Raw genomic sequence first — 24,958 nt, 5'->3', positions numbered from 1 at the left:
AGTTCTTCAGGAAGGGTTCAGGTTAGGTGTTTTCGGGGCCTAGCAGGTCAATCGTCGATAGCCTTGCACTGCCGAACCCAGCACCACGGCCCCCGCCGCAATCGACAGCCAGAAACCGCTGCGTGCGCCGAAAGCATCCACCAGCCAGCCGGAACCGGCTGCGCCGATCGCCACGCCGATGCTCAGACCGGTGATCAGCCAGGTCAGGCCTTCCGTGAGTTTGGCCGGCGGCACGATGCGCTCCACCAGGCCCATGGCGACAATCAGTGTCGGCGCAAAAGACAGCCCGGCAACAAACACCGTCAGCGACAACCCGAGAATATTCCCCGCCCACAGCAATGGCAGCGTGGTCAGCGCCGTCGCCAACCCGCCATACAGAAACAACCTAGGCAACGGCGTGCTGAGTTTCAACGCGCCAAAGGCCAACCCGGCGAGGCACGAACCGATGGCATACACCGACAGCACAATGCTTGCCGCTGCCGGTTGGCCTTGCTGTTGGGCGAAGGCCACGCTGACCACGTCCACCACCCCGACGATGGCGCCCATAGCGCCCATCAACAGCATCAACAGGCGTATATCCCCCGAGCCAATAACCGAGCCCGGTTGATCGGCGTCATGAGGATGCACCGACGGCTCGGTGCTGCGCTGCAACACAAACGCGCTCACCCCAATCGCCAACATCAGCAACGCCACCAACGGCCCAGCCTCGGGAAACACCACCACGCACAGCCCCACCGACAGCGGCGGCCCGACGATAAAACACACCTCATCCAGCACCGACTCCAGCGCATAGGCGGTTTGCAACTGCGGTTGACCACGATACAGCTCGGTCCAGCGCGCCCGGACCATCGCCGACATGTTCGGCATGCAACCGGCCAGCGCGGCGAACACAAACAGTGTCCAGTTCGGCGCTTGCAATCGTGTACAGAGCAACAGCAGCAACAACGCGCAACCGCCGACCAAGGCCGAAACCGGCAGCACCCGGCCCTGACCAAAACGGTCGACCATGCGCGACACCTGCGGCGCGCAAAATGCCGTGGCCAAGGCGAAGGTCGCCGCCACCGATCCGGCCAACGCGTAACCGCCCTGCAATTGCGAAAGCATGGTGATCAGGCCGATGCCGGTCATCGAGATCGGCATGCGCGCGACCATGCCCGCCAGCACGAAGGCGCGGCTGCCGGGGGCGTTGAATAGCGCTTGATAGGGATTTGCCATCCGGTTCCATCCTCTGCTGAGGCGTGCAACTTGCCACAAAGCGTCCAGGTAGTAAAAAAACCACAAATAAGCCCGCCAAACATGAACTCAAGCCACCTTGCGCCAGTCACCTGATAAGCCCGCCCGTCGAAAGCTGAGTGATAGGCACATCTCGTCAGCAGCACACTGTTCATCGATGGCGGCATATGTCTCTATCCGGAGTGACGCAGCAATGGCTGATCATTACAACGAGCGACAAAGTGCTATCGACGCCCACGGCATCATCGGGGACATGCGCAGCGCAGCGTTGGTCAACGACAAGGGCAGCGTGGACTTTTTCTGCTGGCCGGAATTCGACAGCCCGTCGATCTTCTGCTCGTTGCTGGACACCCCGGACGCGGGGATTTTCCAACTGGCACCCGACCTGCCCGATGCCCGACGCGAGCAAATCTACCTGCCCGACACCAACGTGCTGCAAACCCGCTGGCTGAGTGAACAAGCCGTGGTGGAAATCACCGACCTGCTACCCGTCGGCGACAGCGACGACGCCCTACCCCTGTTGATCCGTCGCGTGCGGGTGGTCAGTGGCCAGGCGACATTGCACCTGAATTGCGCGGTGCGCCATGACTACGCCCGAGCACAAACCACGGCGCGGGCCGACGGCGCAGACATCTGCTTCGACGCCGCTCACCAGCCAGGTTTACGCCTGCGCGCCAATCAACCGATGCTGGTTGTACAAGACGCCGCCGTTGCCACGTTCAGCCTCATACAGGGACAGAGCGCCGAATTCCTCCTCGGCGCCCTCGACGACCCACGTTTCAAGGACGAAAACAGCGACCTGTGCCTGCAACGCACGCTGAAGTTCTGGCGCGACTGGATCGGTCAATCCAATTACCGCGGACGCTGGCGCGAAATGGTCAACCGCTCGGCACTGGCGCTGAAACTGCTGACCTCACGCAAACACGGCGCGATCCTCGCCGCCGCCACCTTCGGCCTGCCGGAAATACCCGGCGGCGCGCGCAACTGGGACTACCGCTACACCTGGATCCGCGATGCCTCCTTCACCGTCTATGCCTTCATGCGCCTGGGCTTTGTCGATGAAGCCAACGCCTACATGCGCTGGTTGCACGGCCGGATGAGCGACTGCCAGGGCAAAGCGATGAAGCTCAACGTCCTGTATGCCATCGACGGTCGTCAGGAGCTGCCGGAAATCGAACTCGCGCACTTGTCCGGTCACGGCAACGCCAAACCGGTGCGTATCGGCAATCAGGCCTACGAGCAGGCTCAGCTGGATATTTTCGGCGAGTTGATGGACGCGGTGTACCTGGTCAACAAGTACGGCGAAGCCATTTCCCATGAGAGTTGGCAACATGCCATCAAGGTGGTCGATCAGGTTTGCGATAGCTGGCAGCAAGAGGATGTCGGCATCTGGGAAATGCGTGGCGAGCAGCATCACTTCCTGCATTCACGGCTGATGTGCTGGGTGGCGCTGGACCGGGCCATCCGCCTCGCGTCGAAACGCTCGCTGCCCGCCCCGTTCGCCCGCTGGGATCAGACCCGCCAAGCGATCTACGCCGATATCTGGAGCAACTTCTGGAGCGACGAACATAGGCATTTCGTCCAGCACATCGGCGGCACCGCACTCGACGGATCGATGCTGCTGATGCCGCTGGTGCGTTTCGTCAGCGCCAAGGACCCGCGCTGGCTGTCGACCCTGCAAGCGATCCAGAAAACCCTGGTGCGCGACGGCATGGTGTACCGCTACCACAACGACAGCCAGATCGATGGCCTCGCCGGCACCGAGGGCGCCTTCGCCGCCTGCTCGTTCTGGTACGTCGAGTGCCTGGCCCGCGCCGGTATGGTCGAAAAAGCGCACCTGGAGTTCGAACAACTGCTGCGCTACGCCAACCCGCTCGGGCTCTACGCCGAAGGGTTCGACAGCCACGCAAGACACCTGGGCAACACGCCGCAAGCGCTGACCCATTTGGCACTGATCAGCGCAGCGAGTTTTCTCGAGCGGAAGTTGAGTGGGGAGAAGAGTTACTGGCAGCCATAAGGTGCTGGTGTGCTTGATGCGGCTCACTGACAATGACTAACTTCGGCTCGAACCTCAAGCACTGCGCAAACAGTCTTTCCATGTTGCGATGTGCACTAAGCGAAAACACAACGAGTATTTCATGACTACACGCAACCGCCTCTAACGTACTGTCCAACCTGGAATCGGTCGAATCGATAATCAATAGACGCTGCATCATAAACTTTTCACTCCAGTCCCAACCGACCAACTAAATCAACAGACTCCACCCTATAAGCTCCCTGATCAACACACAAACACGAGCAATGCCGAAAAGTAGCAAAACCCACAACAACGCCCAGTAGCGAAGACAAAATGGAATTTGCCCATGGAAGAAATCTTGATACTTGTCGATCCAGATGATCGTGAAATCGGCTTTGCACCGAAGTTGCAGGTCCATCAACAGGGGCTTTTACACCGAGCCTTCTCGATCTTCATTTTCGATGGCAACGGCCGTGTGCTGTTGCAACAACGCGCCTTGGGCAAATACCACTCTCAAGGTCTTTGGACCAACGCCTGCTGCGGACATCCGCGCCAGGGTGAACGGACCCGCGCCGCAGCCAAACGCCGACTTCGCGAAGAAATGGGGCTCACCTGCAAACTGACGCCGGTCTCCACCCTGCTCTACCACGAACGTGTGTCGAACCAGCTCATCGAGCATGAGTACGACCACGTGTTCGCCGGCATCTGCCGAACGGCACCGATTGCCAATCCCGAAGAAGCCCAAAGCTGGCAATGGCAGAAGCTCTCCGAGATTCCGGGACAGATCGCAACAACCCCTGAAGCCTTCAGCGTCTGGTTTCGCCGGATCTTCGAGCAGGTTGGGCCGGCCGGGGTCCGCAGGTGGAAAGAACTCGCGCACAGCCACCGCTGAGCACTGTCGCTTCGTCCATACCGTCACGAGAAAAGATCGCAGCCTGCGGCAGCTCCGCGGAGAAGTCGAATCCGTTCGCAAATCCGAGCTGCCGCAGGCCGCGATCTTTTAGGGCGCACAACGCAAAGCCCCCTCGCTACAGGCGGACCGCTAAGCGTCCGAGTCGTACGGATCGAAATTATCCAGCGCCCGGTTCACCAATAACTCGCCCAGCACCACCATCTGCTGAATCGCCAGCGCCACATGACGCCGCGAGCCTTCCAGTTCGAAGGCCAGATCGCTGGCCAAGACGTTCACCGATGCCAGGGTTTCGCTGGCATGGGCCAGCAGGGTTTCGTTATCGACATCGGGAATGACCATAAACATTTTGCCCGGCCGGGTATCGAGTTTTGGTGGCGGGGTGAATGGCGGCAAGTGGTAATCCAGCGCACGCTCGGCGGCTTCATGCAGCTTGCTGGGGTCGTGGGAATCGTACGGGGAAACGCTAGGGTTTTCGGGAGGGTTGGGGGTGATTTTGACCATGGGTAAAACTCCTGACATTCATGAAGCTCACCAATATCGTGACCAAACGATGGGTGGTGGGCGGTACGCAGGTTGGTCAACCGGGAAGTCAGGCACCCGGCGCACTCGAAAGTGCCCCGCGCACAGCCCACCGCGAAGCATAACGGCAAGTGCAAAAAAAAGCGCCGACATGCTTAGGTTGGCGCTCATGCGCCTGACATTGAACAGGTGACCAAACCTGGCCGCTGAATTGGCAGCGACCAACAAAGGCTAGCCCCGCGCCCTTCCCAACCGCAACCTTAAAACCCTGTCGGAGAACTCCCCGGCCAACACCACTTCTGTAGGAGCGTGGCTTGCCCGCGATGAACAATGACGCGGTCTGCCTGACGAAACGCGTTTAATGATGAAAGCCCCAAAAGATCGCAGCCTGGGGGGATCCCACATCCTGAAATATGCGGTTGCAAGCCAGTCACCGGCCTCATAACATCGCCCCCTCAACGGGTACAGCGGAGCTGTTCAACAAAAACCCGCATTCAAGGAACCAGAATGAGCCATCGCATCCACTGCAGCATCAAAGCACCTCCCCGCTCGGGCCTGACCCGGGATCAACTCTGGGAAGCCGACGACAAAGGCCTGATCAAGTGTTGGGAAATCGGCCGCGAACGTGCCGCTAAATTCCCCGATCTTTCAAAACGCTGCCTGGCCGGTGAACTCCCGGTACTCGGCTGGAAAGGTGGCGTCAGCCGCAGCCTGAAGAAGCGCGACAAATTCGGCTCCCTCAAATATCTCGCCCAATGGCAAGGCCTGCGCGGTGAAGACCTGGACATCGACTTGACTCAGGAACGATCGATAACCTGCTCCCGCACCAAAATGCTCGTGACATTCACCCCTGATCGCTCGAAATATTTCAACCAGCCGTCGGAAATGGAAGCCTAGGCGCCGACCTAATGGCCCGCCCACAAGTGGGCCAATCATCCTGATTCACGACCTTGCCCTAAAGTGCCCCGTTTGCCACGCCTCGCTTATCAGCAGTAAGCCGGGCAAAACATCGTTACACTTGCCGCCCCAAAGGACGCGATCAGGACAAGGAATGTTGCCCACCTCTTCTACCCTCCGGCGCACGCTGGTGGGTTGGCTGTATGCCGCCGCCATGGCGCATCTGCTCGTCAGCGTCATGCTGACCTGGGCTGGCCACTCGGGTTTGCTCGATGGCTATCTGCAAACCCTCGAACAAGCCTTCTGGGTTGACGCCGCGCCTGCTGCCGCCCGCGCACAACAGATCTGGTGGCTGGCGTTGTTCGGCGCCACCCTGCAAAGTTATTCGCTGTACATGCTGGCGCTGGTGCACATCGGCAATCGCCTTGAAAGCCCTATGGCGTGGGGCTGGTTAATTGCCGGGATCGTGCTCTGGGCCCCTCAGGACATGCTGATTTCGATTCAGGCCAACGTCTGGTCACACCTGTGGATCGACAGCTTTGCGCTGCTCACCCTGCTGCCGCCCCTGTTCTGGTTGTATCGCCATGACCGCCGCCCCCTCTCCCCTGTCAATGTATTGAGTGAATCCGACCATGGCTGATTTTTCCTTGCTGGACTGGGCGCTCACGCTGCTGATCGCCCAAGCGGTTCTGGGTGCACTGGATACCCTGTATCACCACGAACTGACCGTCGCCCTGCCCTATCGCCACAGCGCACGGCTGGAGCTGTCGATCCACGCGTTGCGTTCATGTTTCTACGGCATCCTGTTTCTGGGCATGGCGCACCTGGCCTTCCAGGGCACGTGGGCAATTGTCATTGCGCTGCTCTTCGCGCTGGAGATCGGCCTGACACTGTGGGACTTCGTGGTCGAGGATCGCAGCCGCAAGTTGCCGGCCATCGAGCGCATCATGCACACGGTACTGGCGGTCAATGGCGGTGCGTTTTTCGCGTTATACGGTGTGCAACTGGCGCAATGGGCAACGTTGCCTACCGCCCTGAGCCCTATCGATTTCGGCTGGCGCGGTTGGTTGCTGACGCTGTTTGCGATCGGCGTCACCGCTTCAGGTATTCGCGATGGATTGGCGGCGCTCCGCATGCAGCGCGAAGGCAAACCGGCTAACCCGTTCGCGGGGCTTGCCTATAAGCGTGTACTGGTCACCGGTGGCACCGGGTTTATCGGTGAAACCCTGGTCAATCAACTGCTCGACGCCGGCCACACCGTCAGTGTGCTGGCCCGCGATCCGTTGAAAGCCGCTTACCTGTTTGACGGCCGTGCTCGCTGCCTGCGTTCGCTGAGCAAACTTGGCTACAGCGAAACCTTCGATGTCGTGATCAATCTGGCTGGCGCGCCGGTTGCCGGTCCGCGCTGGAGTGCCAAGCGTCAGGCGCAATTGCTGGCCAGTCGGGTCAACACCACTGAAGCGTTGATGACCTGGCTGAAGAATGCCCGACATAAACCGGCGCTGTGGGTTCAGGCCTCAGCCATCGGGTTTTACGGCGTGCGTGACGCCAGTGAAAGCCTTGATGAAAGTGCCACCAAGGGCGAGGGTTTCATGGCTGAGCTATGCGCACGCTGGGAGGTCGCCGCACAACCGGCCAGCGAACTCGGCGTGCGTCAGGTGGTCATGCGTCTGGGTGTGGTGTTCGGCCCGGGCGGCGCGTTGTTGCCGTTGCTGATTCCATTCCGTTTGGGTTTCGGTGGGCGCATGGGCGATGGCCAGCAGATCATGAGCTGGGTGCACCGCGATGATGTGATTCAAGTGATCGCCCGTGCATTCGACGACAACAGCCTGAGCGGCACCTACAACCTGGTGGCACCGGATGCGGTGAGTCAGGCGGTGTTCGCCGACAGCGTCGGTAAAGTCCTGAAGCGCCCGGTGTGGCTCCACATCCCGGCGGCCCCGGTACGCGCCCTGGCTGGCGAAATGGCGCAGTTGTTTTTCGACGGTCAACGTGTGATGCCAGGTCGCCTGACGGAGGCTGGCTATACGTTCCGTTACCCGACCCTCGACGCTGCCCTGCGCGACCTGGCCTGAGGAGTGTCCATGAGCAAGCCCCTTCTGTACCTGCTGGCCGGCAACGGCAGCGCCGCCGATTGGTGGGATGATGCGCTGCCGTACTTTCAGCGCTATCAGGTGGTGCCGCTGGAACTGCCGGGTTTCGGGAGCAACCCTCAAGCCCCCTGCGAAGACCTCGCCGCCTATGCTCAGGCGTTGCTGACGGCGACCATCAAAGGCAGCGCGATCATGGCAGTCGGCGTGAATGCGTTGCTGGTATTGCATGCGCTGCAACGGCAACCGGGGCATTTTTGCAGGAGTGTATTGCTGGCGCCGGTGGGGGCATTTTTGTGGCAACGCCGCCTGCCGGCATTGATGTCACCACTGCCCATTCGCAAGACCATCCACTGGTTGCTGGCGAACAAGCCAACGCTGTTTGCACACAAGTTTTCCAGCCTGACCTGGACGCCCGCGCAGTACCGCCGCATGGGTGCCGGTTATGCACGCTGCCGCGCTTTTGTACCGCACTGGGATCTGGTGCGGGCAGACACCGCGTTGCCTTTGCTGGAGTGGATCAACGATCCGGTCGAGCTGGTCTGGGGCGATCAGGACAAAGTACTGGGCATCGAGCAAGCCGCCGCATGGTCGGCGATTCTGGCCCGCGCCGATTTGACCATCAGCCTGAAACCCGGATGGGGCCATTACCCATGGATCGACTCACCGGCCGAGTTCGCGGCGTGGCTGGAGTCGGGTGAGCGCGGATTCGTCGCGCACACCAAGGGCGGGCGTTTACGCCTGGCAACACTGGCCGGGCAAGCAGTTCCCCCTGCGCTGTCACTCAATGACTGCAACGATTCACGCTTGCCGGCGTTTCTCGCCAGCCAACCGAACGCCACTTGGGCGGTGCGCTCTTCCAGCTATGGAGAGGATCAGGCCGATGCGGCGAACGCCGGTTTGAGCACCACGTTCCTGCGTGAACCGACGCACAGCGTGCCTGCGCGGATTGCCGAGTTGAGTTCGTCCGGGGTCGAGGAAGTGGTGGTGCAACGTTTCATCACTCCCCTGCTGTCCGGGATTGCCTTTGTACGTCATCTATCGGTCGAACTGGAATGGGTCGAGGGTCACCTCGAGTCACTGGCCGACGGCCAGGTGAGTCCGCAGCGGGCGATTGTTTCGCGGCTCGGCGCCTCCTGGAGCAGCGACACATTCAAGCCATCCCACGGCTTGACCGCAGACTTGCTGTGGCGCTTTTTACAGAACGTGTTGCGGGTCTTCCACTATGTGCCCGGCGACGTCGAATGGGCCTGGGACGGTACGCAACTGTGGTTGCTGCAATACCGGCCGATCAGCGATTACGGCTGGCGTCGACACTTGACCGCCGCCAACATCGCCGAGATCCTGCCGCCACAACCCAGCCGTCTGGTGGAGTACGCCCAACGGCGTGCAGCGGCCAGTATTCCGGCGATCATGGCGCGCTGGGATTCACGCGTTTTGCAGGATAACGAGCCGTTCACTGCGGTGTTCGGCGGCGCCTCCTATATCAACAACGACCTGTTTCTCGCCCGCCTCGCGGACTGGGGGATCTCCGCCAGCAGCTACGCCGGTGAAGTCGGTGGCGCAACGCCGGATCTGCCTTGGCGGCCTCTGCGTCTATTGCGTTCGCTGCCGTTATTGCTGCGTATGCAACGCATCGCTCGCGGGCATTTGCTGACGCTGGAAAGACGATTGCAGCGCTTCGACCAGGAGCTGACAGACCTGATAGCGCAAAGCGCCGACGGCCAGCAACTTGCCGACTGGTTCACCCGGTTCTATGTGTTTGTGGTGCAGGGAAACCTGTGTATCGCCACGGCGTTGGCCAGCAGTGGTGGCGATCTGCTGGGGCGCCCACCGACAGCGTATGACGACCTTGAGCACTGCCCACATCGACTGCCATGGGAAACCGATCCGGCGACGCCACGCCCGGCACCGACCAAGCTGCCGTTGCAGGCATTCCCGCGATGGTCCCGGGCCATCCACCTGGCTCATTCAGCGGGTGCGCCAGGATTGCGCGGTTACTACCTGCAAGTGCGCGAGTGGTATCGCGACAACCTGATGCGGCTGTTCTTTCGCCTGCACCATGCCATGCCGATGGCGGATCGGGCGCACTGGTTCGGACCCCATCCGGACATTCGCACGCGTGACGGCAGCTTCTGGCAGGACGGTCGTGAAGGCACCGAGCAGGCCACGGGATTCATGATCTATCCGGGGCAGGTCCAGGGCATTCTGGGTGACGACATTCTGCTTGAAGACACCCTGGACCCCGGACGACACGCGCACTACCAGACCGCGCGGGCAGTGATCGCACGCATGGGTGGACGCTTGTCCCACGGCTCGACCTTGCTGCGTGAACTGCGTAAACCCTCAGCAGTGCTGCCCCAGGTCGATCTGGCGTGGTTAGGCCGTGAAGTGCGGTATTGCGATGGTGAGTTGACGTTGGTGAAGTAAGCGCAAGCCTTAAATCTCGAAGACCTCTGTAGCACAGGAGTCTTCGCGCGAAAACCGTTCGCGATACGCCTGCGGGGTCACGCCCATGGCCCGCAGGAAACTGCGGCGCAGGGTTTCTTCGCTGCCGAACCCGCATTGCACGGCAATCCGTTTGATCGGCACTCCGGTGTCACTCAGCAATCGTCGTGCGGTTTCGACGCGGATCAGTTCGATCGCCCGCGCAGGGGTCTGGCCAGTGTCGACGCGATAGTGCCGGATGAAGCTGCGCTCGCTCATACCCGCTTGCAGCGCCAGCGCCGGGATGCCGAGGTCCACGCTGAGGTTTTCGGCGATCCAGGCGTGCAACTCATCAAAGCGGTTGCCGTGCTGTTGCAGGTCCAGGGTCACGCTGAACTGCGACTGGCCACCCGGGCGCTTGAGGAACACCACCAGTTGCCGGGCGACTTCCAGGGCAATTCCGCGCCCAAGATCTGCTTCCACCAGCGCCAACGCCAGGTCGATGCCGGCCGTAACCCCGGCCGAGGTCCAGACCGGGCCGTCGTTGATAAAGATCGGGTTGGGCTCGACCCGCAGTTGCGGGTGCTTTTGCGCCAGCTGATCGCAGCGGGTCCAGTGGGTGACCACGCGACGACCGTCGAGCCAGCCGCTGGCGGCCAGTAAAAACGCCCCAGTACACACCGACGCCACACGCCGGGAAACCGCAGCCTGTTGACGCACCCAATCCACCAGCACAGCGTCTTCGGCCGCCGTGTAAACACCCCAGCCGCCCGCGATGATCAGCGTATCGGAAGACTCGCTCGGCAACGGTTCGGCCAACAGCGCCAAGCCGGCCGAGGACATCACCGCCCCGCCGCCACCAGCAATCACCGTCGGCGCATAGGGCGGCGGTAATCCTCGCTGCGCGGCCATGTCATTGGCCGAGGCAAACACCTGCAATGGCCCGGTGACGTCGAGCAATTGCACATTGGCGAAGGCCAGCACATGAACGGTTTTCGGTGAGTTCGGCATGATTGGCGTAATTCGAGGGCTGATTGGCGTATGCGCCAAATCCTACGAGCCTACAGTCAAACCGTCCACCCAATAAAGGTGTGAACACGCAGACCAAGGAGATAGCGTCATGACGTTGCAGATCGGTTTTCTGTTGTTTCCACAGGTGCAGCAACTGGACCTGACCGGACCTTACGATGTGTTGGCCTCGCTGCCGGACGTAAAGGTGCATTTGATCTGGAAGGACCTGGTCCCCGTGACGGCAAGCACCGGCCTGGTCCTGACGCCGACCACTACGTTCGATGACTGCCCCGACCTGGATGTGATTTGCATCCCCGGAGGCAGCGGCGTCGGGCCGTTGATGGAAGATCCGCAAACCCTGGCGTTCATTCGCAAATACGCCGCCCAGGCACGCTACGTGACCTCGGTGTGTACCGGCGCATTGGTACTCGGTGCGGCGGGATTGCTCAAGGGAAAACGGGCGACGACCCACTGGGCCTATCATGAATTGCTGAGTCTATTGGGCGCCATCCCGGTTCGGGATCGGGTGGTACGCGACGGCAATCTGCTGACCGGTGGCGGAATAACTGCCGGTATAGATTTTGCCCTGACCCTGGCCGCTGAGTTGTATGGCAATGACACTGCGCAACTGGTGCAGTTGCAACTCGAATACGCGCCCGCACCGCCCTTCAATTCGGGCAGCCCCGATACCGCGCCGCGTGAGGTTCTGGAAGAAGCCAATCGCCGCTCCGCGCCATCGCTGAAGCTTCGTACCGAGATAACCCAGCGTGCGGCAGCGCGTCTGGATCGGGTTTGAATTACGGCCTGCATTGAAGGAAGAGGTGAACCGACGTCGCTTATCTGGCCAGCCAACCAGACGTTGGTCACCTCCTCTTCTTAACGTTTAGGCCATGGCGGCGCTTTCACACGCCTGGCGGATGTAATCGATGCTCAGCTGAACGCTTTGCAGCCCATCGGCCTGGTCATCCGGGATTGTGATATCGAACTCGGCTTCAAGCGCCAGTACCAGTTCGACCCTCGCCAGCGAGTCCGCTTCCAGGTCTTCGCCAAAAGTGCTCGTGTTCTGAACGCGCGCTTCGTCAACGCCCAATTCCCGAGCCACCACTTTTTTTACACGTTGTTCGATCGTATCCATATCCATTCCCTGGCGTGTTGAATCAAGTGATCCGTTGGATTCTTTTACATCACTGTGAGGTGCATGAAACCACCTGAGAACCGCCCGCTTTCCGGGACGAAGCACAGAATTTTCTGACCTTTGCTCAGGCGCCCGGACTCGATCAGCTCATGGACCATGATGTAGATCGAGGCCGCCCCGGTGTTGCCCCGCTCCGCCAGATTGGTGAACCAACGCTCCTGAGGAATCGCCAGCTCGTTGTCTTCCAGGCATTGCGCTATCGGTTTACGGAAGTATTCCGAAGACATGTGCGGCAAGAACCAGTCAATGGCCTCCGAGGAGAGGTTGCGCTTGACCATGACTTGGCGCAGCGGTTTGCCAAGGGTGTAATTCACCACGTTTTCATTCAACAGACGCACGTCCTGCTTGATCGCGAACGTCGAGCGCTCGCCCCATTGCGCCGGGCTCAGCTGTTTCCAGCCCGTCAGTTCATCGCCGTCGGTTTTTTCCGCGCCGGCGTACATGCAGGTCGGGAGCTGATCGGCGTAGGAGAAGATGTCGATCCAATCGATTCGCAGCGAAGTGCCGCTGGCCCGTGGTTTGTTTTCGATGAGGAACGCACCGGCACCGTCTGACAGCATCCAGCGCAGGAAGTCTTTCTCGAACGCGATCTCTGGCCGCGCCGCCAACTGGGCGACCAACGCTTCATTTTCACTGTCGAAATTGCGCGCATGCAGCACCGGTGAAGGAACCTCGGAAGCGGTTGCAACCGCATTTTTTGTGGACCCCGAGAGTACCGACAGATACGCGTATTTCAGGGCCGTCAGACCCGCCAGGCAGATACCCGCCGTGGATACCACTTCACAGGGTTTATTGCCCAATACGCCATGCACCATGACGCCATGGTTAGGCATGAGTTGGTCAGGCAAGCTGGTGCCGGTCGACAAGCACTCGATGTTATCCAGCGCAAAGTCATCACCCACCAGGCCTTTGACCGCCAAGGCGGTGATGTCGGCGTTGGTAAACTTTGCAATACCGGTTTCCCGGTCAAGTACGTAGTAACGCTGTTTAATACCATTATTGCGCAGCACCACTTGCCGCGACCTCGAAGGACGCCCGCCCACATAACCGAGGATGCTTTCCATAGTATCGTTATCCACCGCCTCACCCGGCATGAACGTGGACGTCTTAGTGATATAGGCAAACGAATCATTCATAGCGCTTCACTCTTTCAGTTTTAAGGTTTAGTTGCGAGCCGGACGGCTGTTCATAATAGTGTTTCAATTGATCCAGGCGCGCCCGGATCAAGGGACTAAGCAAACGACGTAACACCAGCGATATCGGTAAAACAGTCATGATGACGAGCATCAAGTAGACGATAAACACGCCCAACAACAACGTTCTTAGCCAACGTCCGTATTGACCGTATCGGCAGATAAGTCCAGACCAGAACCTAAACCCCCGATAAGCCGCGCGCTCGCTGAGAATCAGTCCAGGATTGACAACAGCAGCCCCCAAACCGTTGAGCATGGGTGCATCCTGTGTTTCCTGATCGTTATAAAGTGCATTGCGTAGTGCCACGCCAAATCGCGAAGCTCCTTGAATATCGACGTCACTGACCCCCGCCCTGGGCAACCCGAGAAAGGACTCACGCCGCCCGGTAAACATCCAGCGCGGGGTGGTGATCAACGTCGCAAAAGTATTGGCGCGGTCCGTAAACACCACGTTGTCGCGCAGGTGTGCGCCCGCTTCCAGCAGCAGGCCCTTGACCGCTTCCTGGGCCATCAACCACATGTTCCGGCAGGCAATGACCGTGACCACCGGGCGACCCGCCAGCAGCCGCTTGCCCTCGACACTTTTCAAAAACGCCGTTATCAGCGGCGACGGCGACAGGTACCACACCTGATAAGCCAGAATGACCAGATCGAAAGGCTCTTCATATTCAAGGCCCAAGGGTTCTATGACAGGAGGTGCAAGTTGAACGGTTTCGGGAAACACATCGAAGAAGCGCGTGACCGGCCAGGGAAAAGGATAAGCCGTAGCCGGTTTTAATATAACTTCTTGAAGACTGACTTCTTGATCATCGCGCAGCGGCGCAATGAGACTTTCAATCACTGAAGTCAACTGCCCGCTTTGGGAATAGCGCACCACCAACACTCTTTTCATAAGCCCACTGACCTTCTTGATCCAAACCCTGAGCACATCGAAAGTACCGCCACCTTTTTCAAGTAATGTGACAGTTATGTTTTTTATAAACAGCCAACTAAAAAACTGAAGACAGGCACACCGCACTCCATTGCTGCCGGATTGAGCCTGTCATGACCGTAAAACTGAAATACCCACACGAGAAATAACGCGCTGACTGCACACTTTATTAGTTGACTTTAATAAGCCGGTACACGCCCACTCGAAAACGCAAATCCTTCCGCCCCTTTGCAGGCACGGAATAAATAAGGAGTGGTGTTAGAGTCGGAGTTGTCCCCGTCTTGTGATGACAGACTCTACCCGGAACAGAAGCGGTGTAAACCTACCTGATTTGGTAGGCACATACCTGTATTCGCAACTGGAGATTCATGTTCCTATTACCGGTTTTTTCTGGATTTACGCCGCTAGTTCAACGACTCAGACCGCGTGTGACATTCTGGTCCGGGCTCATCGACCGAATTTGAAGCGCTGCCGCAAAGTGCCGAGCCCGGCGATGTTCTGATACGGACTTTTACAGCGCTCATAAAAAAACCCGCCGAAGCGGGTTTTCCAAGACCATGACGACATCCTGTCGCTGCATTCCTTGCAAATGGTCGGTCATCCATGACCCTGAGCGCGTCCTGCGCTGCAGTTGATGGAGTCAGAATAGGCCGAAAACCACAGGCGCAAAAGACGACATACCATCTGCCGTGCGTAAGCCATTGGCTATGCGTCAGGTCAAGCTACAAACGGCCATTTCCCGCAGGCAAAAAAAACCCGCCGAAGCGGGTTTTCAAGACCATGACGACATCCTGTCGCTGCGATCCTTGCAAATGGTCGATCATCCATGACCCTGAGCGCGTCCTGCGCTTCAGTTGATGGGTGTAGATTACGCTTCGGATCCAATCTGAAACAGGAGACATAGCTACTACTTCGTGTAAGACATTCGCCATTGCAGCACTTCCGAAAACCCTTAGGCACCTCAAGCCTCAAGCCTCAAGCCTCCGAGTCGCGAGCAGTGCGTCAGATACGGCTCGCAATTCATTGTTCGACAAAGGATTTCAGATTCACCAACGCGTGGTCCCACTGCTGGCTGATCACTTCCAGCGAGCGGCGGGCCTCGTCCAGTTGCGTCGGCTCGAATACCCACCGGCGTTCACGCCCCCGCTTGGTGTCACGCACCAGGCCGGCGTCAGCCAGCACCTGCAAGTGTTTGGTCACGGCCTGGCGGCTGATGTCGGTGCCGGCTGTCAGCTGCGCGATCGACATCGCCCCGCCGCCGCACAACACGTCGAGCAACCGCAGCCGGGTTTCGTCGCCGAGTGCGGCGAAGGTCAGTGCCGAGCGGCCCAGCGCAGTAGTGGCCGACGGCATATCCAGCGTTAAGGCGTCAGGGGGTGGCAAGGTACGTCTCGATGTTGGTCATTTGATCATCCCAACCGCGACTGTTCATGCGGAAGGCTTTCAGACGGCGTTCTGCCGGAATGTTATCGAAACCGGACTCGACAACCTTCAGCAACGTGCAGTCCTTCATGTCCTCGAGCTCGAACAGCACCAGGGTGGTGGGCTCCGACGCATAGTCCACGGTCGGGTCCACCGGATACGGATGCCAACGGAACGCAAACACCCGCTCGGGCTCGACCCGCGCCACCTGCACGTCCCAGACCAGATGTTCATAGCCCGGATAAGTGATTTGCCCCCGGGTTCGCTCACCGGCAACAAAGCGTTTGCCTTCGAGCGCGACACCAAACCACTTGCCGAAGGATTCGGCATTGGCCAGGGCGCGCCAGACGGTGGAGCGTGGAGCCTTGAGCAGGATCTTTCTTTCGATGCGATCTGATGAGTGCATAGGTCACCTCCTTTGATGAACACTAGGCCCGGATGGCGGAATGCGCAACTTTCTGGTTGCATGAAACATTCGGACAGGCTTTACCTTTCTGTCATGACGCCTGGAAATGCTAACGTCGCCAGGGAACTGGCCCAAAACAAGGATGCTTCATGTTGCCTACCCTTTCGGAGCGTTATCGCGGCTGCCTGCTGGGGCTGGCTTGCGGCGACGCAGTCGGTACAAGCGTAGAGTTCAAACCGCGCGGGGCGTTCCCGGCGCTCACCGACATGGTGGGTGGCGGCCCGTTCAATCTGAAGCCGGGCCAGTGGACCGATGACACGTCGATGGCCCTGTGCCTGGCCGAAAGCCTGCTCACAAAAAATGGATTTGACGCCTTCGACCAGATGGGGCGTTATCTCAATTGGTGGCAATGGGGTTACCTGAGCTCGACTGGCGACTGCTTTGATATCGGCATGACCGTGCGCGAAGCCCTGACTCATTATCAGGAAACCGGCAATCCATTTGCCGGATCGACCGATCCGTTCAGCGCAGGTAACGGTTCGCTGATGCGATTGGCACCGGTGGTGCTGTTTTACTTCCCTGCTATAGGCCATGTCAGGACGTTTTCCAGCGATAGCTCTCGAACCACTCACGCTGCGCCTGAAGCCATCGAATGCTGCCAGTTGTTCGCTGAATTGATTTGCGAAGCATTGCAGGGCGCGACAAAGTCGGATTTGCAGCGCCTGAGCCACACACACTTTTCAGAACCAAAAGTCGCCGCGATTTCCGGTGGCAACTATCTCGCCAAACCAAAATCCGAGATCGTGGGTACAGGCTACTGCGTTGCCTCGTTAGAGGCGGCGCTGTGGTGTTTTCATCACACCGACAGCTTCGAAGACGCCATTCTGCAAGCCGCCAACCTGGGTGATGATGCTGACACAACCGCTGCCATTGTCGGGCAGTTGGCCGGAGCTTTTTACGGTGTAAAAGGAATCCCCAGGAGTTGGCTTGCGAAGCTGCACATGCACGATGAGATTGAAGCGACAGCCGACGCATTGTTACAGGCATCAAACACCCACCACACGCACGACTGATCCGGCCGCTAGGTTTTGCCGCCGGGTTCATGCGTCACCTCCTGTGATCAACACCAGGCCCCAATGGCGATTGCGCAGCCTTCAGGTTGCGCAATCGCCATTGTGGTCGATCTTCACCGCCTGTCTGCGTATCAGGTGTTGTTGCAACCCTTGGCGATGGAGTCTTCATTGGAGGTGTAAGGTCTGGAAGGTTCCAGGTTCCACTCAGGCTTGTTGCGGGCAATGTTGAAATGGCAGACCAACTGACGGCGCATGCTGCCGATGTTGCTGTCACGGTTGTCCGGGTTGTCTTTCCAGTTCGCGTCCAGGTAGTGATCGGCAGCCAGTTCGTTGAAGAAGTTGTTGGTCTGGCCGTCCTGTACCTTTCTGCCGCAATCGGTCGGCGTCACTTCTAGGGTCATGACCTTCTTGCCAAAGCCCGGGTCGTCACGCTCAACCCAGCTTGCGCTTTGTACGTAGCGATCACAGCCGTTCTTTTCAGTCGTGGGGTAGATCACCTGCTTTTTACTGTCGTAGACAAAGGCTGCGTCTTGTTGAGGGGTTTGCGGCAATTTCATGTTGATGACCGGCAAGTGCTGCTGCACCGCCTTGTACCATTGGATCTGATTAAGCCGGGCGCCCTCCAGGCCGCTGTCTTCGGTATAGAACAGTGCAAGGATCGATGGAGATTTCGGCGGACTCTCTTCCCACTTGGCCAAGCGCAGTTCGTTCTGGGTGCCGAACGATTCGGCAGCAATCTTGCTCATCGCGCGGATGCTTTGGTAGAAGGCCGGGCCCGAGGCACTGTTGCGTTCATCACGTACGTCGAATGAGCATTGGCGTGAATGATCCCCCCTGTTCTGCTGGTAATTGGCAGCCCATTGCTCGGCAGTGGCCACGCCTTGTTCGTGACAGAATTTTTCCACGTTGCCGGGGGTTCGCCGCGAGTCGGTGCAACCTTGTTGCCCGCGATCATCGGTGGCTGCATCGATCGGGAACGAACACACCACGGCGTAATCCTGATGGTCCTTGGGGTTACCGAAGATGGTGTCGAAAATGAAGCCGCTCTTGAGCCCATAGGCCAGCTTGCGGAACTTCGAATCCTTGCGCAGATACGAGGCGGATACCCCGCCACTCGCCTGGCTTTTCGGGCTGATGCTGTAGAACTGGTAATCGGTCGAAGGCCAGGTCGCCCGAAACAGCACACCCGAACACAGAAACGCCGGTTTGGATGGCCCGCCGCAATCTTGCCGGGTGTCGTTATAGAGTTGGTTGAGACGGGTGACCGTGTCGCTGCCCAAATCGGCATGGGCCGTGGAAAAAAATGACAGGCCAGCGATGGCGACTGCGCTGGCAACGGGTGCTTTGATTCCTTTCATAGAGATCCCTCGTGGTGGTTGAAACGGGACGGCCAGTGCTGGCCGTCATGTCCTTCTCGTTCAGCGCGGGACCGGGTTGCAACCGGCCGCTTTCGCTTCACTGTCTGAAACAGTGGGCCTGAAAGGCTCCAGGTTCCACGGCGTCTTGCTGCGGTAATTGACCAGCACACAGTTCAGTTGCTGACGCATGCTGCCGGCAGACTTTTCTTCTTCACGCCAGTTCTGGTCGCTGCCCTTCATGGCGAACAGTTCGTCGTACAACGCGCTCAATTGATTACTCGGCAGCGCCCGCCCCTCGGCGGTGGGCACGACGCTCAAGGTCCATTCATCCTTGCGAGTGCCGGGGTCGTAGCGTTTGACCCAGTTGGCCGACGCGATGTACTGACGGGGCGGTGTGCTGGCGACCGGGTCAACGGGGGCGTTGGCGTTCAGTGCGATCACCTGATCGGCGGCCACGTAGCTGAAGCGCTGCTCTGGGGGCTTGGTGAAGTCCAGGCGCAGAATCGGTACTGGGTAGCCTTGATCATTCAACTTTTTCTGGAAGTTGCGCGCACTCTTCAGACCGTCTTCCGGCTTGGGCGGCGCCTGGTCGCCTCGGGTGGCGAAGTTTTGCGTGCTGTTGACGTTGTAGATGAAGGCGTCGATGTACTTCATGTTCTCGCTGCCATCGTTGGTGGCGGAAGCGTTTTTGAGCATGAACTCGTTGACTTGGGTCTTGATCGAAAACGGGTCCTTCATGGTGGTGGTTGCACGGGACTCATGCACCCGGATCATGGCATTCCAATCACTGGGTTTTTCGGCATTCCAGGAACACTGGCTGGACTGGATGGGGCCCTTGAACAGCCCGGTGTATCGCTGGCTCCACTTTTCTGCGGTGGTGACCCCGGCTTCGGCACAGGTGCCGTAAGCCCACTGGGCATTCTTGTTGTTCAGCGTGCCCTGGGCGTTTCTGGGTGGCTCCTTACTGTCAAAGAAGCCGCAGCCATACCACTTGCGTTCCGGTCCGGTGCCGCCATCGAAAGCATAGATGCAGGTCCAACCCTGCTCCTTGACCGGCCGGTTCAACGCCGCCGCATCCGTTGGGGTGCGCATGATGAAACCGGCGGGATGAATCAGAATGCTGGTGCTCAGGTCCTTGCGAATCCAGGAGTAAGAGGTCCCACCGATCTTGATCGCATAAGGGCTGTAATCCCAGGGATTGAAGGGCCCGTCATTGACCATGCGCAGCGTCACGCCGCTGCAATAATAATGACCGCGCGCAGCCCCGGAATCGATTTCCTTGCAGTCGTTATTCAGCGTGTTGTAGTTGCGGTTGATTCGATTCAGGGTCTCGATCGGATCGAGGACGGGTTGTGCGGCTATCGCCGATAACGCAAAGGTAGAAGTGAACGCCAGAATAATTGGCGCACATGCCATAGGGCGCATGCAGACCTCCTTGTCGCAGTGCTGGATGATGATTTCCAGTTTCGCAGCGTAGACCAAACCCGGCATCTGTTCCTGTCACTGGAACTTTTTAGTCGGCACGTCTCGGACTTATCCGATCGCCCTAAAAGAAATACTCTACGCAAAGCACCACTTTTCAAAGGATGAATCAGCATGAAAACACTCCACGGCAGTTGCCTGTGCAAGACCATCACCTATGAACTCGACAGCCTCGACATGCCGATCAGCCACTGCCATTGCCATACCTGTCGCAAGGCGCATGCGGCGGCGTTCGCCTCAACGGCCGGGGTCATGCGGGAGCATTTTCGCTGGATCAAAGGTTTGGACAAGTTGTCATCCTTCGAGTCCTCGCCTGGCAAGCTGCGGCACTTCTGCTCGCAGTGCGGCTCGCACCTGGTAGCCGAGCGCTTGGCTCAGCCGCATGTGATTGTGCGGGTGGCGACGCTCGATGATGATCCGCAAATGACGCCGCAGGCGCACATTTGGACATCTCACGATGTGCCATGGCTAGCTTATGAAGGAATGACCAAGTCTGCCGAGTAGCCACCGCCACGGGTTGCACACGCGTAGCGATTGCACTTCAATCAGCCGCTCAACTCCTCGAAGACCCACACGAGCTTTCCATGCCTCCACGTTTTTTACTGGCACTTGCGCCGCTGCTGCTGGCGCCCTTCGCCCATGCCGACGACTGCACGAATGCCGCCGACCAACGCACGATGAACGAGTGTGCTGCCAAGGATTACAAGAAGGCCGACACCCAGCTCAACGCCCTCTACAAGCAGATCAATGACCGCCTGAAGGACAACGTCGAGAGCAAAAAACGGCTGGTCGGTGCACAGCGTGCCTGGGTGACGTTCCGCGATGCCGAGTGCGAGTTCTCGGCGTCCGGGGTGGCGGGCGGCAGCGCCTACCCGATGATCTATAGCAACTGCATGGCCGGGTTGACGCTAAAACGTGTCGAGGCCTTCAAGACTTACCTCGAGTGCCAGGAAGGCGACCTGAGTTGCCCGGTGCCTTGAACGAAAAAATCGCAGTCAACACCACCCCCCGTAGGAGCTTTAGCGGACAAACACCTGCGCCGTGGTGATCGCCATGTCGCCGCCCGGCATTTTGATGCTGCCGATCTGTTTCAGGCTCTCGGCATCAAAGATCGATACGTCGTTGAAGGTCCCGGCCAGGTAATCGATGGCCGGCATCGCGGCGTCGATTTCAGCGCGCAAACCCCGTTCGGGACTTTGCCTTCAAGGTGAAGCTTCTCCCAGGCCAACCGGGCTTCATGTTGCAGTTGTGGTGTTATTGCTTTTACAAGAGTCATCAAGCGCTCCTGATCCGTCTGCCCAGTCTCTGGCCGGGTCACTTCCAGACATGCGACGAAGCACGCACGTCATGGGGAAATATCTTCCCGGCTCAGAGTGCCGTAGAGCGCCTGACTCGGTGTTCATGAGCAATAGGATTCGCGTTGTGATTCGATCAGGGTCAATGCCGCCGACCAGGCCAGCTCGATGATGTTCTCGGCATCGTCCTGCTCGAACTGTTCAGCCGTGTGAACACAGACCTCCGGCGACGGAAAGTTCAGCTCACACCCACCCGCCAATGCCTGTACCTGCGCCTGGCAGGCACGCTCCAGGAAGTAAATTTCCTGGAACGCGTGAGCCACACTGGCACCGCCCACCAACAGTCCGTGATTGCGCAGGATCATCGCCTTGTGCAGTCCCAGGTCGGCAATCAACCGCTCGCGCTCGTCCAGCGACAAAGCGATGCCTTCATAGGTGTGATAAGCCAGCTTGCCGTAGAACTTCAGCGCATGTTGAGTGATCGGTAGCAGTCCTCGCTTCTGCGCAGCCACCGCCATGCCCGCCGCCGTGTGGGTGTGGATCACGCAGTTCAGATCGGGGCGCGCCATGTGGATCGCGGAATGAATCACGAAGCCCGCAGTGTTGACTCGATGATCCGCATACGCCGGATCGACAATTCGGCCCTGCTGGTCGATACGCACCAAATCCGAGGCGCGCATGCGATCAAATGGGGCTGGTGATCGAGAGTCCTCACGATGACGTGGTGGGCAAGGTGCGGATCCTGACCATCAGCAGAATCCAGTCCCCGCATTACGATAAGTCCCTGGCGGACGTCCATGAGAGCCATCCGAATGTCGAACTGGAAGTCGAGGTGATGGGCAGTTCGAACATCATCAGTGCTCTGCTGCAAAAGACTGCGACGGTCGGTGTTGGTTTATCCCGGCTGCCGCAGCCACGGCTGGAGCAACGGGTGCTGTTTAGCGAACGTTATGGGTACTTCTGCGGCCAACGCCACCGATTGTTCGGGCAGACGAATCTGAGGCTGGAACAACTCGCCAGCGAGCACGTCGTCAGTTTCACCAGCGACCAGTTGGGCGGCAATCTTTCACCGCTGACACTGTTTCGCGACCAGCAAGGTTTTACCGGCAAGATCGTCGCATCATCGACCAGCTTCGAAGAGATTCACCGATTGATCTGCGCAGGGTTTGGGATCGGCTGTTTACCCGTTCACCTGGTGCGGCGAGATGTCGAGCAGGGGTTGCTGTGGCGTTTGCCGCCTGAGGAGGGTGTGGTGGATCTGGATATTCGGCCGCTCAGGAATCGTGAGCAGAAAATGACTCAGGCCGAGACTGTGTTCCTGGAAAGCTTCCAGCACCTGCTCAGCAGGCATGAGCAGGTGCTGTAGCTTTCAGCGCGTCAAACGTGAGGATCGCTGGGTGGTTTGCTCGGGCTCGCGTATTGCGGCTTCAGGTGACCGTCCTTGTCCAGCAGCCATGCATCCATGATCTGTCGCACCACAGGGCCGGCAACACGACCGCCGGCCTCACCGTTCTCGATCATCACCGAGATCACGATTTTCGGATGCTCGGCTGGGGCGAAACCGACAAACAAGGCGTTGTCGCGGTTACGCTCGCGGGTCTTCAAGCGGTCGTAGCGCTCGCCCTGTTTGATTGCCACCACTTGTGCGGTGCCGCTCTTGCCTGCAATCCGGTATTGCGCCCCCACGGCCGCCGCACGGGCAATCCCGCGCGGATCGTGCATAACCATCTGCATACCATGGTTGACCTGCTCCCAGTCGTGTGGATTCTTCAGCAGGATGTTCGGCATCGGATGCTCATCCACCGGTGGCAGGCCATCGATCGTCTTGGCCAGATGCGGACGGTTCCACACGCCTTTGTTGGCGATCAGTGCCGTCGCCTGAGCCAGTTGTAGCGGTGTCACTTGCATATAACCCTGGCCAATCCCGAGGATCACCGTTTCACCGGGGAACCACGGCTGACGGCGAGTAGCGCGCTTCCATGCCTGGGACGGCATCAGCCCGGCGGACTCTTCGAACATGTCCAGCGAGACTTTTTCGCCAAGGCCGAACATCGCCATGTAATCGTGCAGACGATCAATGCCGAGTTTGTGCGCCAGGTCGTAAAAATAGGTGTCATTGGAGCGCATGATCGCTGCGTCCATGTCGACCCAACCGTCGCCGCTGTGATTCCAGTTACGGTATTTATGATCGAAGTCCGGCAGTTGGTAGTAACCCGGATCGAAGACCCTGGTAGACGCCGTGACCACACCAGTGTCGAGCCCGGCAATCGCCACTTCCGGCTTGATCGTCGAGCCCGGCGCATACAACCCGCGCAAGACCCGGTTGAACAGTGGGCGGTCAATGGAATCGTGCAGCGCCGCGTATTCCTTGAAGCTGATGCCGGTGACGAACAGGTTCGGGTCAAAACTCGGTTTGCTGACCATTGCCAGCACTTCACCGGTGGCCGGATCGAGAGCAACCACTGAACCGCGACGGTCGCCCAGCGCCTCTTCTGCCGCTTCCTGAAGCTTTACATCGAGGCTGAGCACGATGTTTTTTCCAGGAATCGGATCAGTGTGCTTGAGCACTCGCAGCACCCGACCCTGAGCGTTGGTTTCAACCTCTTCATAGCCGACATGACCGTGCAGCTCGGACTCGTAGAATTTTTCGATGCCGGTCTTGCCGATCGACTGGGTACCGCGGTACTCGACTGTGTCCAGTGCCTTGGATTCTTTCTCGTTGATGCGCCCGACATAACCGATCGAGTGGGCGAAATGCGCGCCCAGCGGGTAGTTGCGCACGAACTGCGGCTCAACGTCGATTCCCGGCAGGCGGAACTCGTTCACCGCCAGTATCGCAATCTGTTCTTCGGTCAGTTCGTAAAACAAGGTGACCGGAACAAAGGGATGGCGCCCCTGCTTCATCGCCTTGTCAAACAGCGTGCGATCTTCAGCAGGCAAGTGCAACAGACTGACCACCGAGTCCAGCTCGCCTTTCACATCGGTTGCGCGTTCACGGGTAATGATCAGGTTGTAGCTTGGCCGATTATCGGCCAGCAGTACGCCGTTGCGGTCGTAGATCAGACCGCGAGTCGGGGTAATGGGCAGGACATGCACCCGGTTGTTTTCAGAGATCGTCGAGTGATAGTCAAACTCGACTACTTGCAGGACGTATAGGCGTACAACCAGCGCGCAGGTGATGGCAACCACGAACAGCGCGCAGGCCAACAGCCTTTTGTTTACCAGGCGTGTTTCTGTTTCATGGTCCTTGATCGGGATCGGTTCGGGCATTTCTGCAGCAACTCTTTGACCGGATTAAACGCCATTCCCTGCGCGTGACATCAGTCCATTAAAAAACGAGCTGCACCATACCAAAAACGGCGCAGCCACTTTAAGGGTAATTTCCCAAGTGGTTGTCCTTGACGGCCAAAACGACGGTCGGACGTAGGTGCAGCCGAGAGCACTTTCTCGCAGGCAAAACAAAACCCCTACCTGCATACGCAGATAGGGGTTTCGG

General features: G+C 58.8%; 22 protein-coding genes and 3 pseudogenes. 11 read left to right on the top strand and 14 right to left on the bottom strand.

Annotated elements, in window-relative coordinates; translation table 11 throughout:
* Window positions 1-39 precede the first annotated feature (39 nt).
* Window positions 40-1,215, bottom strand: coding sequence for an MFS transporter (locus FPT12_RS19575; protein ID WP_145018760.1), 1,176 nt, complete (start codon window positions 1,213-1,215; stop codon window positions 40-42).
* Between the two features lie 211 nt (window positions 1,216-1,426).
* Between FPT12_RS19575 and FPT12_RS19570 the strand changes: the two genes are divergently transcribed.
* The gene (locus FPT12_RS19570) at window positions 1,427-3,250 is read left to right on the top strand and encodes a glycoside hydrolase family 15 protein (RefSeq protein ID WP_145018757.1); all 1,824 of its coding nucleotides are present in this window, start codon (window positions 1,427-1,429) and stop codon (window positions 3,248-3,250) included.
* Here FPT12_RS19570 and FPT12_RS28395 read toward each other — a convergent pair.
* Complete coding sequence (locus FPT12_RS28395; RefSeq protein WP_371922596.1) at window positions 3,189-3,446, bottom strand: hypothetical protein; 258 nt, start codon at window positions 3,444-3,446, stop codon at window positions 3,189-3,191. The two genes, FPT12_RS19570 and FPT12_RS28395, sit on opposite strands and share 62 nt — an antisense overlap.
* Window positions 3,447-3,596: 150 nt before the next feature.
* Between FPT12_RS28395 and idi the strand changes: the two genes are divergently transcribed.
* Entirely contained in the window at window positions 3,597-4,142 is a 546-nt protein-coding gene (idi, locus tag FPT12_RS19560) for an isopentenyl-diphosphate Delta-isomerase (RefSeq protein WP_145018751.1), read from the top strand.
* Between the two features lie 150 nt (window positions 4,143-4,292).
* On the opposite strand, the gene FPT12_RS19555 is transcribed toward idi, so the two are convergent.
* Window positions 4,293-4,664: a DUF6124 family protein gene (locus FPT12_RS19555; RefSeq protein WP_145018748.1), complete on the bottom strand. Its 372-nt coding sequence runs from the start codon at window positions 4,662-4,664 to the stop codon at window positions 4,293-4,295.
* Window positions 4,665-5,189: 525 nt separating this feature from the next.
* Here FPT12_RS19555 and FPT12_RS19550 point away from each other — a divergent pair.
* The 4 genes from FPT12_RS19550 (at window position 5,190) to FPT12_RS19535 (ending at window position 10,099) form a co-directional block, all read left to right on the top strand.
* Window positions 5,190-5,579, top strand: coding sequence for a hypothetical protein (locus FPT12_RS19550; RefSeq protein WP_145018745.1), 390 nt, complete (start codon window positions 5,190-5,192; stop codon window positions 5,577-5,579).
* 154 nt (window positions 5,580-5,733) lie between these two features.
* Window positions 5,734-6,219 carry a cell division protein gene (locus tag FPT12_RS19545; RefSeq protein ID WP_145018742.1) on the top strand — a complete coding sequence of 162 codons (486 nt, stop codon included), beginning with the start codon at window positions 5,734-5,736 and terminating at the stop codon, window positions 6,217-6,219.
* A complete protein-coding gene (locus FPT12_RS19540) occupies window positions 6,212-7,654 on the top strand; it encodes a TIGR01777 family oxidoreductase (RefSeq protein WP_145018739.1) in 1,443 nt (480 codons plus the stop codon). The genes FPT12_RS19545 and FPT12_RS19540 overlap by 8 nt, the downstream gene beginning before the upstream one ends.
* Before the next feature lie 9 nt (window positions 7,655-7,663).
* Window positions 7,664-10,099, top strand: coding sequence for an alpha/beta fold hydrolase (locus FPT12_RS19535; RefSeq protein ID WP_145018737.1), 2,436 nt, complete (start codon window positions 7,664-7,666; stop codon window positions 10,097-10,099).
* Window positions 10,100-10,108: 9 nt separating this feature from the next.
* Here FPT12_RS19535 and FPT12_RS19530 read toward each other — a convergent pair whose 3' ends face one another.
* Window positions 10,109-11,107, bottom strand: coding sequence for a GlxA family transcriptional regulator (locus FPT12_RS19530; protein WP_145018734.1), 999 nt, complete (start codon window positions 11,105-11,107; stop codon window positions 10,109-10,111).
* Between the two features lie 109 nt (window positions 11,108-11,216).
* Here FPT12_RS19530 and inhA point away from each other — a divergent pair, with 109 nt between their 5' ends.
* The gene (gene inhA, locus FPT12_RS19525) at window positions 11,217-11,903 is read left to right on the top strand and encodes an isonitrile hydratase (protein ID WP_145018731.1); all 687 of its coding nucleotides are present in this window, start codon (window positions 11,217-11,219) and stop codon (window positions 11,901-11,903) included.
* An 87-nt stretch (window positions 11,904-11,990) separates the two neighbouring features.
* On the opposite strand, the gene acpP is transcribed toward inhA, so the two are convergent.
* From acpP to FPT12_RS19500, 5 genes are all read right to left on the bottom strand, one after another.
* Window positions 11,991-12,242 carry an acyl carrier protein gene (gene acpP / locus FPT12_RS19520; RefSeq protein ID WP_306108842.1) on the bottom strand — a complete coding sequence of 84 codons (252 nt, stop codon included), beginning with the start codon at window positions 12,240-12,242 and terminating at the stop codon, window positions 11,991-11,993.
* Window positions 12,243-12,286: 44 nt separating this feature from the next.
* A complete protein-coding gene (darB, locus tag FPT12_RS19515) occupies window positions 12,287-13,438 on the bottom strand; it encodes a beta-ketoacyl synthase DarB (protein WP_145018728.1) in 1,152 nt (383 codons plus the stop codon).
* Entirely contained in the window at window positions 13,431-14,387 is a 957-nt protein-coding gene (locus FPT12_RS19510) for a dialkylrecorsinol condensing enzyme (RefSeq protein WP_145018725.1), read from the bottom strand. The genes darB and FPT12_RS19510 overlap by 8 nt, the downstream gene beginning before the upstream one ends.
* A 1,059-nt stretch (window positions 14,388-15,446) precedes the next feature.
* Window positions 15,447-15,809 (bottom strand): helix-turn-helix transcriptional regulator, encoded by a 363-nt coding sequence (locus FPT12_RS19505; RefSeq protein WP_256676816.1) that lies wholly within the window; start codon window positions 15,807-15,809, stop codon window positions 15,447-15,449.
* The gene (locus FPT12_RS19500; protein WP_145018722.1) at window positions 15,796-16,254 is read right to left on the bottom strand and encodes an SRPBCC family protein; all 459 of its coding nucleotides are present in this window, start codon (window positions 16,252-16,254) and stop codon (window positions 15,796-15,798) included. The genes FPT12_RS19505 and FPT12_RS19500 overlap by 14 nt, the downstream gene beginning before the upstream one ends.
* Before the next feature lie 149 nt (window positions 16,255-16,403).
* On the opposite strand from FPT12_RS19500, the gene FPT12_RS19495 reads away from it, so the two are divergent.
* Window positions 16,404-17,327 (top strand): ADP-ribosylglycohydrolase family protein, encoded by a 924-nt coding sequence (locus FPT12_RS19495; protein WP_145018719.1) that lies wholly within the window; start codon window positions 16,404-16,406, stop codon window positions 17,325-17,327.
* A 131-nt stretch (window positions 17,328-17,458) separates the two neighbouring features.
* On the opposite strand, the gene FPT12_RS19490 is transcribed toward FPT12_RS19495, so the two are convergent.
* Window positions 17,459-18,685, bottom strand: coding sequence for a DUF2599 domain-containing protein (locus tag FPT12_RS19490; RefSeq protein ID WP_145018716.1), 1,227 nt, complete (start codon window positions 18,683-18,685; stop codon window positions 17,459-17,461).
* A 60-nt stretch (window positions 18,686-18,745) separates the two neighbouring features.
* A complete protein-coding gene (locus FPT12_RS19485; RefSeq protein WP_145018713.1) occupies window positions 18,746-20,110 on the bottom strand; it encodes a DUF2599 domain-containing protein in 1,365 nt (454 codons plus the stop codon).
* A 171-nt stretch (window positions 20,111-20,281) separates the two neighbouring features.
* On the opposite strand from FPT12_RS19485, the gene FPT12_RS19480 reads away from it, so the two are divergent.
* Both FPT12_RS19480 and FPT12_RS19475 read left to right on the top strand, forming a co-directional pair.
* Entirely contained in the window at window positions 20,282-20,671 is a 390-nt protein-coding gene (locus tag FPT12_RS19480; protein ID WP_145018710.1) for a GFA family protein, read from the top strand.
* Window positions 20,672-20,751: 80 nt separating this feature from the next.
* On the top strand, window positions 20,752-21,147 hold the full coding sequence (locus FPT12_RS19475) for a lysozyme inhibitor LprI family protein (RefSeq protein ID WP_145018707.1): 396 nt from the start codon (window positions 20,752-20,754) through the stop codon (window positions 21,145-21,147).
* A gap of 39 nt (window positions 21,148-21,186) precedes the next feature.
* On the opposite strand, the pseudogene FPT12_RS19470 reads toward FPT12_RS19475, so the two are convergent.
* Window positions 21,187-21,309 (bottom strand): annotated as a pseudogene (locus FPT12_RS19470) (quinohemoprotein amine dehydrogenase subunit beta); the annotation flags it as partial.
* Between the two features lie 257 nt (window positions 21,310-21,566).
* Window positions 21,567-22,157, bottom strand: a pseudogene (locus FPT12_RS19465) (class II aldolase/adducin family protein); the annotation flags it as partial.
* On the opposite strand from FPT12_RS19465, the pseudogene FPT12_RS19460 reads away from it, so the two are divergent.
* A pseudogene (locus tag FPT12_RS19460) lies at window positions 22,148-22,828 on the top strand (substrate-binding domain-containing protein); the annotation flags it as partial. The pseudogenes FPT12_RS19465 and FPT12_RS19460 overlap by 10 nt on opposite strands.
* Window positions 22,829-22,839: 11 nt before the next feature.
* Here the strand turns inward: FPT12_RS19460 and mrdA are convergent.
* Window positions 22,840-24,732, bottom strand: a complete 1,893-nt coding sequence (gene mrdA, locus FPT12_RS19455; RefSeq protein ID WP_145018704.1) for a penicillin-binding protein 2 — start codon at window positions 24,730-24,732, stop codon at window positions 22,840-22,842.
* Window positions 24,733-24,958 lie beyond the last annotated feature (226 nt).

The organism is Pseudomonas sp. H3(2019) (assembly GCF_007713465.1).
Classification (GTDB): domain Bacteria; phylum Pseudomonadota; class Gammaproteobacteria; order Pseudomonadales; family Pseudomonadaceae; genus Aquipseudomonas.
The sequence above is the reverse complement of the archived record's forward strand: the minus strand, read 5'-3'. Positions and strand labels throughout refer to the sequence as shown.

Excerpts from the sequence above, each read along its gene's own strand:
- FPT12_RS19575 (WP_145018760.1), bottom strand. The coding sequence starts at position 1,215 with ATGGCAAATCCCTATCAAGCGCTATTCAACGCCCCCGGCAGCCGCGCC.
- FPT12_RS19570 (WP_145018757.1), top strand. The coding sequence starts at position 1,427 with ATGGCTGATCATTACAACGAGCGACAAAGTGCTATCGACGCCCACGGC.
- FPT12_RS28395 (WP_371922596.1), bottom strand. The coding sequence starts at position 3,446 with ATGCAGCGTCTATTGATTATCGATTCGACCGATTCCAGGTTGGACAGT.
- idi (WP_145018751.1), top strand. The coding sequence starts at position 3,597 with ATGGAAGAAATCTTGATACTTGTCGATCCAGATGATCGTGAAATCGGC.
- FPT12_RS19555 (WP_145018748.1), bottom strand. The coding sequence starts at position 4,664 with ATGGTCAAAATCACCCCCAACCCTCCCGAAAACCCTAGCGTTTCCCCG.
- FPT12_RS19550 (WP_145018745.1), top strand. The coding sequence starts at position 5,190 with ATGAGCCATCGCATCCACTGCAGCATCAAAGCACCTCCCCGCTCGGGC.
- FPT12_RS19545 (WP_145018742.1), top strand. The coding sequence starts at position 5,734 with ATGTTGCCCACCTCTTCTACCCTCCGGCGCACGCTGGTGGGTTGGCTG.
- FPT12_RS19540 (WP_145018739.1), top strand. The coding sequence starts at position 6,212 with ATGGCTGATTTTTCCTTGCTGGACTGGGCGCTCACGCTGCTGATCGCC.
- FPT12_RS19535 (WP_145018737.1), top strand. The coding sequence starts at position 7,664 with ATGAGCAAGCCCCTTCTGTACCTGCTGGCCGGCAACGGCAGCGCCGCC.
- FPT12_RS19530 (WP_145018734.1), bottom strand. The coding sequence starts at position 11,107 with ATGCCGAACTCACCGAAAACCGTTCATGTGCTGGCCTTCGCCAATGTG.
- inhA (WP_145018731.1), top strand. The coding sequence starts at position 11,217 with ATGACGTTGCAGATCGGTTTTCTGTTGTTTCCACAGGTGCAGCAACTG.
- acpP (WP_306108842.1), bottom strand. The coding sequence starts at position 12,242 with ATGGATACGATCGAACAACGTGTAAAAAAAGTGGTGGCTCGGGAATTG.
- darB (WP_145018728.1), bottom strand. The coding sequence starts at position 13,438 with ATGAATGATTCGTTTGCCTATATCACTAAGACGTCCACGTTCATGCCG.
- FPT12_RS19510 (WP_145018725.1), bottom strand. The coding sequence starts at position 14,387 with ATGAAAAGAGTGTTGGTGGTGCGCTATTCCCAAAGCGGGCAGTTGACT.
- FPT12_RS19500 (WP_145018722.1), bottom strand. The coding sequence starts at position 16,254 with ATGCACTCATCAGATCGCATCGAAAGAAAGATCCTGCTCAAGGCTCCA.
- FPT12_RS19495 (WP_145018719.1), top strand. The coding sequence starts at position 16,404 with ATGTTGCCTACCCTTTCGGAGCGTTATCGCGGCTGCCTGCTGGGGCTG.
- FPT12_RS19490 (WP_145018716.1), bottom strand. The coding sequence starts at position 18,685 with ATGAAAGGAATCAAAGCACCCGTTGCCAGCGCAGTCGCCATCGCTGGC.
- FPT12_RS19485 (WP_145018713.1), bottom strand. The coding sequence starts at position 20,110 with ATGCGCCCTATGGCATGTGCGCCAATTATTCTGGCGTTCACTTCTACC.
- FPT12_RS19480 (WP_145018710.1), top strand. The coding sequence starts at position 20,282 with ATGAAAACACTCCACGGCAGTTGCCTGTGCAAGACCATCACCTATGAA.
- FPT12_RS19475 (WP_145018707.1), top strand. The coding sequence starts at position 20,752 with ATGCCTCCACGTTTTTTACTGGCACTTGCGCCGCTGCTGCTGGCGCCC.
- mrdA (WP_145018704.1), bottom strand. The coding sequence starts at position 24,732 with ATGCCCGAACCGATCCCGATCAAGGACCATGAAACAGAAACACGCCTG.